The sequence below is a fragment of the Spirosoma panaciterrae DSM 21099 genome (genome assembly GCF_000374025.1).
GTDB classification, from domain to species: Bacteria; Bacteroidota; Bacteroidia; order Cytophagales; family Spirosomataceae; genus Spirosoma; species Spirosoma panaciterrae.
In genome coordinates this window covers 55,981-67,938 of the sequence record NZ_KB893178.1, presented here as the reverse complement: position 1 = coordinate 67,938, position 11,958 = coordinate 55,981, and the positions used below count along the sequence as shown (strand labels likewise).

Genomic DNA, 11,958 nt, shown 5'->3' with positions numbered 1-11,958 from the left:
GTTGGGTAATCGATACTGAACCAGAGCGTTCTTTGCGGCTACCGGCCTGTATGCTGTTTTTTAAAAAAGACGAAAACCATTCCTACTAACATAATAACAATCAGGACATTGGCTATTGCCCGAATCAATACCGAAATGCGGATGGGTTGGCGTGTGCTATCCATAGCCGTAATACCCGCATAAAATGAGCGATCCGTTGAGGCCACCTGAGCCGTCTCACTACTAACGCTTGCAGCATCTGACAGGATTACGGGTTGGCTCCCATCCTGGGTATTTTTGCTGCCCACCTGTAGTCGTACTTTCGGACGAAGGGTGTCGTAACGGGCGGTTTTCGGGTCGAAATAAATCCATTGAAAGTGATTTGCCAACGAAACCTGTCCATTTTGACGAGGAACGATAAAATAAGAGAACGTTTTACGGCCCGTTATCTGATTACCAAAATGGCTGATGGCATGTTTTTCTTCGGGTGGAAATATGTCTAATTCATTGTTTTCACTCACAAGCGCAGGAGCCGGAATCGTAGCGATATTGCCTTCTCCGGTAATTGTAAACACATACCGAACACTCTGTCCGGTGCGAATACCCTGCCGCTCCAGTTCCTCTTCCAATCGGAACGACCCCACCGACACCCGGCCGCGTAATGGATGGTTCGGCAATGCCTTAACTTTAATAGTCAATGGTTTACTGGCAAATAGAACCCGCTCAACCTGCGCCGAAGGCGGGCCTATAACAGGCCGTGTCCGCGTCAATTGAACCGCAACCGACGGTATCTGCACCGACTGATTGGACAAGGGAAAAAAAATGGATTGAAAGAGTTGTATCTCCCTATATTTCTTTCCTTTGATTAGTACCGGCACGGGTTTTAACTCGGTAATGGGCTGGCTTTCTTCCCATGAGTTGGCGGGACGAATTTTTTTTGAGATAGCCTGTACCTGTTTATCGAGTCCCTTGAAATCGAGCACATACGGATAGTTGTCTGCCACAAAAAACGATAAGGTCAGTGCCAGTCCTTCGCCCGTATAGACGCTGGCTCTGGAGGTCCGTATATCCAGAAAAGCAGCGTCACTAGACGTTGTATTGACCGTGGCCAGACTGGTATTGAGCGGAGCGGATGATTTTGCCGACGGTTGTACGACTAAAACTGCACCAGCCGAATGAATTGTTTCTCCATTTATCTCCAAACTAAACGGAGGCACCCGGAACCGACCAGGCGCCAGCGCCTGATACGTTTGCGTAATGATTTGATTTGTAATTGTTTTTCCGTTAACTTCACTAGGCGACATACTGGTGGTAATCCCCGTTTTAACAAATCCCGGAATGTCGGGAAATGGGATCGTTACCCGATTTTCGCTGTTGGAAATGACAACCGAAATGGTGAAAGGCCGTTCGATAGGAAAAGTAGACGCACTTAATTCAACAGAAGCAACATTATCAGGCACTTGGCCATAAACGGTCAGTATGTTAAGAAAAAATAATACAAAAAAAATACGGAATATTGCAAGTAACATCGTTATTTTGAAGCAACAATTTTCACGGAAAGCCGTTACGAGAATAAGAACGAACCCAATGGCCTATTTCGTTCTTATATTCGACAAGCTTCCTAACCAAAAAACTGATACCCTATGCTCTCTATGCTCGAATATATCAAAACCATCCTTCAGAAGGTGAGTTTTGATAAATCTCTCTTTGAAAAAGAATTGGCCAAAGCCATAAAATTGCTTATTCCAAAGGAAGTCAAGCAACTCAGACGCTGGTGTTATGTTCAATTCGGCAAAGTGTATCGAGCGGTCTTAAATCGTTGTTTTGCGCGGGCAGCACGCGTCCGATTTACCTGACGACAGCAGCATCCCAACAAAAACTCCCCCGACCTTAACCATCGGGGGAGTTTTTGTTGGGGCCTATCGCTTACAAAACCACTTTCTGCTTCATCTCCGGGATCTCAATATGGTTGAAACCTGCCTCCTGCAAATGGTCCTTCCAGACGATCTGCTTATCATATTCACCATGAACCAAAAATACGGTTTTAACTTTGGCCGGGTCCTGACAGCTTAAAAACTGGAGCATCTCTTTATAATCCCCATGGGCTGAAAATGAATCCATTATGGCTACCCTCGCTATAACCGGATAGCGCTCACCAAAAATAGTCACCTCTTTATCGCCCCGTTTTAGTGCGCCCCCCAAACTGGTAGGTGAAGCATATCCCACCAGCAAAATGGTCGTATTGGGTTTGGTAATGTTGTTCTTGATGTGGTGCTTGATACGACCGGCTTCGGCCATACCCGATGGCGAAATAATGATACAGGGCTCTTTGCTGTCGTTGATCGCTTTCGAATCCATGACATCGGTGATGTAGTGCAGATTCGGGAAGTCGAATGCATCGCCATCCTTTTTGATATAGGCCAGAATTTCGGGGTTGAAATCTTCTTCATGATCCTGCATGACCCGGGTAGCCTGCACGGCCATCGGGCTGTCGATGTAAACGGGCAGTTTCGGCAGGCGGCCCTCACTGGCAAGCTGGTCGAGCGCGTAAATCAACTCCTGCGTACGGTCGACGGCAAAGGCCGGAATGATGAGCTTGCCCCGGTTCTGCACACACGTTTGCTGAACAATGGCCAGCAAATGCGCTTTCATATCCGGTTCTGCTTCATGCAATCGGTCGCCATAGGTCGATTCACAAATGATGTAGTCGGCCTGTGGAAAAGGCTGAGGTGATCGCAGGATCTTATCATCGGGTCGGCCAATATCGCCACTAAAAAACAGGTGTTTTTCAGTACCCTTCTCGGTGATCGTCAAACTGACCGACGCACTTCCCAGCAAGTGCCCGGCATCGGTTAGCAGGCCCGTAACTTCATCACAAATCACGAATGGGCTATTGTAGTGTACAGCTTTCATCAATTCAAGAGCCTGCTGCACATCGTCTTCGTCATAGAGTGCTTCCAGTTCGGGATCTCCACGCCGTTTCCGTCGTTCATTTACCCGCTCCAGATCACGCACCTGAATCCGGGCGCTATCCATCAGCATAATCTTGCAGAGGTCTATGGTCGAGGATGTGGTGTAGATTGGTCCACTGAATCCCTGACGTACCAACCGGGGAATCAGGCCGGTATGATCAATATGGGCGTGAGACAGCACCATATAATCGACCAGCTTCGGATCAAAGCCAAATTCCTGGTTCAGTTCGTCGGTATTGATTCCCTGAAATAGGCCGCAATCGAGCAAAATCTGTTTGCCACTGGCGGTAGTGAGTAAGTGTTTACTGCCGGTTACGGTACGGGCCGCACCGAAAAATTGAATGGTCATGATTTAGGTGAATTTTTGTGTAGTTTTCCGCCAACTGTAAACGAAAACTATAGACTGAAAACTTGAACGGTAAGACGTACAAATAAACAGAGAGTTTCAGGGACTTGTCATAACAGTGGCTCAAAAAGGTAAAATCATAGCACAGCGACTCTGGCAATCGCGTTGGACTAAAACCGCTCTGGCGGGGCTATTGATTTTTTTTGCCCTTGATTTTTTATTTCCAATCCAATCTACGGTCCCCTACTCAACCCTCGTTAAGGCCCGTGACGGCACTATTTTACACGCTTTTCTGAGCCGCGACGATAAGTGGCGTCTGTATGCCGAACTGAATGAAATTACCCCCACCCTGCGCGAAGCCATTCTGTTCAAAGAAGATAAATATTTTCGATACCATCCAGGATTCAATCCCGTTGCCCTCATTCGGGCTACGGTCAATAATATCCTGACGGGCCGACGAACCTCAGGCGCATCGACCATTACGATGCAAACCGTCCGGTTACTCGAACCCCGCCAGCGAACCTATGGAGCCAAGTTGCTGGAGCTATTCCGGGCACTGCAACTGGAACTGCATTACTCAAAAGATGAGATTCTCCAGCTCTATCTGAACCTGATTCCTTACGGCAGCAACATCGAAGGCTTAAAATCGGCATCCCTGCTTTATTTCGGCAAACCGCCCGCTCTGCTAAGTCTGGCCGAAATTACCACCTTAACCATCATTCCAAATCGACCATCCAGCCTTCGTCTGGGCGTTCGCAATGCGCTCGTCAGGCAGGAGCGGGATCGGTGGCTCACCCGCTTCCGAAACGCTGGCCTTTTCGACGAATCGACTATCCGGGATGCCCAGAGCGAACCCTTGCAGGTTTATCGTCATGATGCACCCCAGCAGGCTCCGCATCTCTCGCGACGGCTTCGAATCGAAAATCCGAATACGCCCATTATCCGGTCAACCCTTAACCCAACGGCCCAAACAACGGTTGAGCGAATAGTGCGGCAGTATGCCAACCGCATTCGAAGCTATAATATACACAATTCGGCAGTACTGGTTGTGGATAACCACACCCGAGAGGTGGTCGCCTATGTGGGATCAGCCGATTTTTCAAATACCTTCGATGGTGGGCAGGTTGATGGTGTACGGGCTGTACGGTCGCCGGGAAGTGCGTTGAAACCGTTGCTATATGGATTGGCGTTCGACGAAGGCATCATTACACCCAAGAGCAAACTGGCCGACGTCCCTACCAACTTCGGTGGTTATCAACCCGACAACTTCGACCGTCGATTCAACGGCCCCGTCACGGCCGAATTTGCCCTGGCCAACTCACTGAATATTCCGGCGGTGGCACTTCTGAAAGAAATGGGCACACCAGCCCTTGTATCCACACTCCAGAAAGCCGGTTTCTCGGCCATCAAAAAGCAGAAAAATGAACTGGGGCTTTCCATGATTCTGGGTGGCTGTGGGGTTACGCTGGAAGAAATGACCCGGCTGTATACCGGCCTGGCCAATGGTGGAAAATGGGAGCCGCTGCGGTTTACCTCACCCCCAACCCCTCTCCTGATTTTAGGAGAGGGGAGGAAAGTATGCGATCCCTCTCCCCCCTCTCCTAAAATCAGGAGAGGGGCTGGGGGTGAGGTAAACCTTCTTTCGCCCGAAGCCACCTACCTCGTCACGCATACGCTCACGCAGATTACCCGCCCCGACTTGCCCAATAATTTCGACAATAGTTATCACTTACCCCGCATTGCCTGGAAAACGGGAACATCATATGGCCGACGCGATGCCTGGAGCATTGGGTATAATCAACGGTATACGATTGGCGTATGGGTGGGTAACTTTTCGGGCGTGGGCGTGGCCGAACTGAGCGGGGCTAATACGGCAACCCCTTTATTATTTCAGCTTTTTAACGTACTGGACTATAACTCCCCAACGGGCTGGTTTCAGGCCCCTAAAGGACAAACCCGCTTATCGACGCGGCTCATCTGCCCCGAAACGGGCAATGTTCCAGGCGAGTTTTGTCAGAACCCCGTAACCGACTACTGCATTATGGGCGTTTCGCGGTATCGACGTTGCCAGCATCGGAAAGCTGTTTTTACGAACGCTGCGGGTACAATCGCTTACTGTGCGCACTGCCTGCCCGACTCTGGTTTTGTTCGGAAATCCTACCCGAATCTGACGCCGGAGGTCGTAGCCTTCTACCAAAGCCGTCATATTCCGTTCGAAATGGCTCCTCCGCATAACCCTGCCTGCGAACGCGTATTTGGCAACACAGACCAGACTGCTCCACAAATTACCAGCCTGAATCCGGGCAGCGAATATTTTATCAATCCTAAGCAACCTGCTGAAATGGAATTAAGCTGTCAGGCTGCCAATGACGTACAAACGGTTTTCTGGTATTTGAACGATAAGCTGTATCGCCGGGCCAAACCAACCGAAGCTATCTTTTTCAAGCCCCAACCCGGAACCCTAAAAATTTCCTGTGCTGATGACAAAGGCCGAAGCAGTGATATCCGTGTACTCATAAAAAATGAGTAGTCATTCAGGTCACTTGCTTTTATAACCTGGCAACTAATCTCCAACCCTTATATCAAACTCGTTGACCTATGAAATTTATCCTTACCGTATTCGCCAGTTTCTGCCTGTTCACAACTTCCTTTGCCCAACAGACTACTGATCCTACGCAGGACCCAGCTACGGCTAGTACTGCTTTTTTCAAAGCTATGCTCGATGAAGATGGCAATACACTTGGGAAATTGCTCACCAATGATTGCGTGCTGATCTCATTCGATGGCAGCAGCGTGGATGGCAGTCAGCTAATACAGGCCGTGGGGGGTGGCTATGTGGTTGTCGAAACGGGCGCCGTTTCGAATGCCGCAACGCGCCAGTACAACAACGATGCGGCTGTGGTTACCGGAAGCTGGAAAACCAAAGGGGCTGTTCAGGGAAATGGCTTCGATGCGACCGTGATCTTTTCTGTGATGTGCGTAAAACAGGGCAGCGGCTGGAAAATATCCCACATTCAGTTTACCCCGACCCGCTGATACCGCTCACTAATTCGTCGGCTGAAAATCAACCCACTCCGCAATTTCCGAGTGGGTTTTTTCGTCTATATTCGGCCATTCATTCCTAGCCTCATGACCATTCGACTCTTTCTCCGTCCGCTACTTGTTGCTATCGGTTTATCGCTGTTTCTTTTTCAATGTTCCCGGCTGTCGTTCAACGAAGTAAGTGTTGTTGGCCGCAACTTCGACGATGAAATTCAACAGACGCAGAACCTGACGTTTACTTTCAATAAAAACGTTGGTCCAACCAGTCAGTTTGATGAGTGGGATTCGACCCAATACGTTCGGTTCATTCCGGCCGTTCGGGGAAAATTCAAGTGGGTAGCCCCTAATGAACTCGTTTTTTCGCCAGCCGTCGCCTTCGATCCCGCCACCGACTACCGGGCCGAACTAACTGACGATCTGCTCAAGCGTTCTGACGCAAAAGACCTGAAGGTATCGGGCGAAGACATTGATTTCCATACGCCTTATCTACAACTGACCAATGTGGAAAACTGGTGGACCAAATCGCGCGAAACGGGGCAACCGCTTGCCAAAACCCGGCTAAATTTCAACTACCCCGTTTCATCAGCCGAAGTCACGAGCAAAGTATCAGCCACAGCCGAGGATAAACCCCTTACCCTACAGGCGACACCCGGCGAAGGCCAAAACTCGGTTGCCCTAAACCTTACCAATGCGCCCGCCGAGAAAAATGAGCAACCCCTGACGATCAAAATCGACAAGGGCCTGAAGGTCCCCAATACGGCTTATGTGAGTAAGGAACCGATTGAAGAAATCACTAACATACCCTCGCGTTTCAAAGTTGATGTGGCCGATGTTCAGACCAGCTTTGAGAATAGCCGGGGCGTGGTGCGGATCATTACCACGCAGGAACTCCAACCAGGTAATCTGAGCCAGTACTATACGATTCAGCCGCAGGTGGAAACTACCGCCGAACTGACCGAGAATGGATTCATCATCCGGGGCGATTTCAACGAAACCGATACCTACGTGCTCACGCTCACCGACCAGATTCGGGGGGTTCTGGGTACTAAGTTGGCTGAACCTGTTACGAAAGATTTGTTCTTCGGGAAAATGCCCGCCAGCATTCAGTTTGCCAATAAAAAAGCACTGTATCTGTCATCGAAAGGAGCGCGGAACGTGGGCTTGAACATCGTGAACGTACCGAAAGTACAGGTCAAGATTTCAAAAGTCTACGAAAATAACCTGCTAAGTTATTTCCGAAACAACCGCTACGAAGAGTACAAGGAGAAACCCAACGGCGAATGGGGGCCATCGGGCGCCTTCAACTATAGCGACGACGAACAGGGCGACTTAAGCGATGTGCTCATCAACAAAACCGTCGAAACCACCGATCTACCAAAAGTCCGGGGTGTTTCGGCCTTAAATCTGTCTCTACCCCTACAGAACAATTCGTTCCGGGGCGTGTATCTGGTATCGGTCAATTCAAAAGACGAAGCGTACTTACAGGCCAGCCAGTTGGTTTCTGTTTCCGATATTGGCCTGGTGGCCCATCAAACTAAAAACGAGATTCTGATCTGGGCCAATTCCATCCGTACAGCCGAACCGATTCAGGGCGTTGAGGTCACGCTGGTGAGCAGCAACAACCAGTCAGTTTATACCCTAAAAACTGATGGTAGCGGCTTTGTCAAATTCGATAAGATCACCGAAAAAGCACCGGGTTTTAAAATTGCGCTCATCACGGCCCGAACGGACGACGACTTTAACTTCCTGTTTTTACCCGATACCGAAGTTGAAACCTCACGTTTTGAAGTCGAAGGGAAATATGACAACGAATCGGGTTTCGATGCGTTCGTATATGGCGACCGTGATATTTACCGACCCGGCGAAACGATTCATTTCAACACCGTTATCCGGTCGCAGACCTGGCAGAGTGTGGGCGAAATTCCTGTTTTGATTCGGGTATTGGCTCCCAACGGTCGCGAAATGAGCGCGTTCCGCAAAACCACGAATGCCCAGGGAGCTGTCACGACAGACGTGCCGCTTAATCCGGCCGCTGTGACAGGCACGTATACCATCGAAGTGCTCAACGCCAACAATGTGTTGCTTACCTCGCAGCCGGTGAGTGTGGAAGAGTTTATTCCTGACCGGATCAAGGTGGATGTACTGACCGACAAAACCAGCTACAAATCGGGGCAAACGATTACGCTTTCGGCAACAGCTATGAACCTGTTCGGCCCACCTGCTTCCGACCGGGCGTATGAAATGGAATTACAACTCAAACGCAAAGCCTTTGCGCCTAAAGGGTATGGCGATTACGACTTCAGTATTCCATCGGGTGAAAAACCGGCTGGAGCCAACGGCACTGGCAAAGCCGATCCGTTTCCGAAAGAACTTCGTCAGGGACGCACCAATGCCAATGGACAGGCAACCGAGAAATTTCCCATTTCGGCGGCTTACCAGGATATTGGCCTACTCGAAGCTAAATTGTTCATAACCGTTTTTGACGAGAACGGGCGACCTGTGAATCGGCTCCGCCGACTGGATGTTCTGACGCAGGATACGTTTTATGGGGTTCGATTACCCGATACCTACGTGGCTACTAACTCGCCCGTAGCGGCTGAACTCGTCGCGCTTGACCCGGCAGGCAGTTTACGACCGTCGGCATCCGCCAACGTGGAAGTAGTTCGCTACGACTACCAGACGGTGATTGAAAAAGAAGGCGAGGGCGATCAGGCCCAAATTAAATACAACACCAAACGGCGAGAGAAGTCAGTCTATACCAACACGCTTCTGTTCAAAGGCGGCAAAGCGGGTTTCCGGTATGTACCAACCGTTTCGGGCGAGTACGAAATCCGGGTACGTCGGCCCGGTGGGGCCAATTATGCGGCAACAGGGTTTTATGCCTATGGCTACGGCAGCACATCGGCCTCGTCGTTTGAAGTCAGTCAGGAAGGACAGGTGCTCATGACGCTCGACAAACCTACCTACCAAACCGGCGACAAAGCAAAAGTCATTTTCAAAGCACCGTTCGATGGCAAACTTCTGGTAACCGTTGAACGAAACAACGTGCTGGAGCAGCAATGGCTCACAACAACCAACAAGTCGGCAGAATGGAGTTTTTCGGTAGGCAGCCAGCATTTGCCCAATGTGTATATAACGGCCACGCTGATTCGGGGTATAGATAATACAAACCTGCCGCTGACGGTTGCTCACGGCTTTGCCCCGGTAACGGTCCAGGATAAGGATACCCAACTTCCCGTTACGATTACGGCAGCTACACAGTCGCGTTCAAAAACGAAGCAAACCATAAAGATTAAAACCGCTCGAAATGCTCAGATAACCGTTGCTGTTGTGGATGAAGGCATTCTGCAACTAAAGAATTTCAAAACACCCGATCCACACGGGTTTTTCTACCAGAAACGCGCCCTGGAAGTCAGTAGCCACGATTTATATGCGTTATTATACCCAGAGCTTTCGCTAAAATCCTCATCCAGCGTTGGGGGTGATGGGTATGATCTGGAAAAACGGGTGAATCCATTGAGTAATGGCCGGGTTCGGCTGGTAGCGTTGTGGAGTGGCATTCTGGAAACGGGTTTCGATGGCGAAGCGGAGTTCTCGATCGATATCCCGCAGTTTTCGGGCGATCTGCGGGTTATGGCCGTTGCCTACAAAGACAACGCATTCGGTTCGGCCAATACCAACATGAAAGTGGCCGACCCAATTGTGATTAGTACGGGTGTTCCCCGCTTCCTGACGCCCGGCGACAACCTCGAACTGCCCGTTAACCTCAGCAATACGACCCATAAGCCTGCCACCCTTACAGCCCGGCTAAGCCTAACTGGCCCCCTAACGGCCGACAGCATCAGTACGCAGAAAGTAACGATCCCAGCCGGACGGGAAGGGCGTACTACTTTCCGAATTTCGGCCAAACAGGTCATCGGTACGGGCAGTATTACGATTACGGCCAACGGCCTGGGCGAAACCTTTACCGAAAAAACCGACATCACCGTTCGGCCAGCGGCCTCCTTGCAGAAAACCACACTCTCGGGCGCAGTAGCTGGTGGCAAGTCGCAGTCGTTACAATTAGCCAGTAATTTCCTGCCCGGTACGGCCAAAGCGAGTGTTACGCTGAGCCGGTCGCCAGTGGCGCAGTATGGACGGGAGTTGTCATATTTGCTAGGGTACCCGCATGGCTGCATCGAACAGACCATTTCGAAAGCCTTTCCGCAACTGTACTTCGCCGACCTCGCCAAACAGCTTTCGGCAAACGTGTATTTCGTGCGAGCAGGTGAGAGCGATCTGAATCCGGCCAATAATGTTCGGCAGGCAATTCAGAAAGTTGAGAGTCAGCAGGTGCCTGGAGGAGGGTTTACGATGTGGCCTGGAATGCCTTCATTGCAGGGCCGCACAACCGTCGATAGCTGGGCTTCTGCTTTTGCCGTTCATTTTCTGGCCGAAGCCCAAGAAGCGGGTTACGAAGTTCGGTCATCGGTGCTAAGTTCAGCGATGGATTACCTGACCACCTTGACCAACGCCCCTGCTACTGAAGATGTCGTTGTGTACGATGAATCGGGCGGGCGAACAACCCGTAAAGTAGCCAGCCGAACCAGCATTTATGCGCTCTATTCGTTAGCCGTAGCGGGCAAACCGAATCGGTCGGCCATGAACTATTACAAACAGAACGCAGGCTTACTGACGACCGATAGCCGCTATCTGCTGGCTTCAACCTTCTTCCTTGTTGGAGACACCCGTAGTTTTTCGGCGCTATTGCCCAAACGCTTCACGGACAATACCATAGGCCGCCAAACGGGCGATAGCTATGCCTCCCCGATCCGAAACCTGGCCCTGACGCTGGACGCACTGGTTGAAACCGACCGGGACAACCTACAGATTCCGATCCTGGCCCGGCAACTGGCAGGCGCGATAAAGCAAACGTCCTATCTGAACACGCAGGAAGCTGCTTTTGCCTTTTTGTCGCTCGGCAAACTGGCTCGCCAAACCGCCAATAGTACCGCTACGGCGACAGTAACGGCCGCTGGCAAACCGCTGGGAACGATGAACGACGCACTGCTGAACCTCAAACGTGTACCCACTACCGCGCCCTTACAAATCAACGCCAGTGGATCGGGCAATGTGTATTACTTTGCTCAGAGCGAAGGCATCCCCTCCAGTGGAAAAATCCCGGAAGAGGACAATGGCTTACGCGTTCGACGGGAATACCTCAGCCGCGATGGACAGCCTATGGGCGAAATCCGGCAGAATGATCTGGTCGTCATCAAAATCACGCTTACCAGCACCAACGGCTTATCAGTCGATAACGTGGTGGTCACTGATTTACTACCGGCCGGTCTGGAAGTCGAAAATCCACGCTTAACCGAACCCCGCGACATGGACTGGATTCAGAAGCCTTCCGTTCCCGACTATTTCGACCTTCGCGACGACCGTATCAATTTCTACACCTCGGCCACAGGTACTGAGCAAACGTTCTATTACCTCGCCCGTGCCGTATCGAAAGGTCGTTTCGTCGTCGGTCCCGTTTCGGCCGACGCCATGTACAACAGCGAATACCGAAGCTATAACGGCGCGGGAACGCTGACTGTTAAATGATTTATTTATCTCAACTTTGAAAGATCGGTTTTT

Annotated in this window: 6 protein-coding genes; 4 read left to right on the top strand and 2 right to left on the bottom strand. The window is 50.6% G+C overall.

What is annotated here, in order from left to right; genetic code table 11:
• Window positions 1–38: 38 nt before the first annotated feature.
• Window positions 39–1,439, bottom strand: a complete 1,401-nt coding sequence (locus B153_RS0109725) for a BatD family protein (protein ID WP_245564859.1) — start codon at window positions 1,437–1,439, stop codon at window positions 39–41.
• A gap of 183 nt (window positions 1,440–1,622) precedes the next feature.
• On the opposite strand from B153_RS0109725, the gene B153_RS38525 reads away from it, so the two are divergent.
• A complete protein-coding gene (locus tag B153_RS38525) occupies window positions 1,623–1,835 on the top strand; it encodes a hypothetical protein (protein ID WP_020596506.1) in 213 nt (70 codons plus the stop codon).
• A gap of 70 nt (window positions 1,836–1,905) precedes the next feature.
• Here the strand turns inward: B153_RS38525 and B153_RS0109715 are convergent, their stop codons facing one another.
• Window positions 1,906–3,300, bottom strand: a complete 1,395-nt coding sequence (locus B153_RS0109715) for an MBL fold metallo-hydrolase RNA specificity domain-containing protein (protein ID WP_020596505.1) — start codon at window positions 3,298–3,300, stop codon at window positions 1,906–1,908.
• Between the two features lie 115 nt (window positions 3,301–3,415).
• Here B153_RS0109715 and pbpC point away from each other — a divergent pair, with 115 nt between their 5' ends.
• The 3 genes from pbpC to B153_RS0109700 all read left to right on the top strand — a co-directional run bounded on the left by pbpC (window position 3,416) and on the right by B153_RS0109700 (window position 11,925).
• Window positions 3,416–5,827, top strand: coding sequence for a penicillin-binding protein 1C (pbpC, locus tag B153_RS0109710; protein ID WP_020596504.1), 2,412 nt, complete (start codon window positions 3,416–3,418; stop codon window positions 5,825–5,827).
• Window positions 5,828–5,895: 68 nt separating this feature from the next.
• On the top strand, window positions 5,896–6,333 hold the full coding sequence (locus B153_RS0109705; protein ID WP_020596503.1) for a nuclear transport factor 2 family protein: 438 nt from the start codon (window positions 5,896–5,898) through the stop codon (window positions 6,331–6,333).
• A 93-nt stretch (window positions 6,334–6,426) separates the two neighbouring features.
• Window positions 6,427–11,925: an alpha-2-macroglobulin family protein gene (locus tag B153_RS0109700; RefSeq protein ID WP_051097247.1), complete on the top strand. Its 5,499-nt coding sequence runs from the start codon at window positions 6,427–6,429 to the stop codon at window positions 11,923–11,925.
• The last annotated feature ends 33 nt before the right edge of the window (window positions 11,926–11,958 follow it).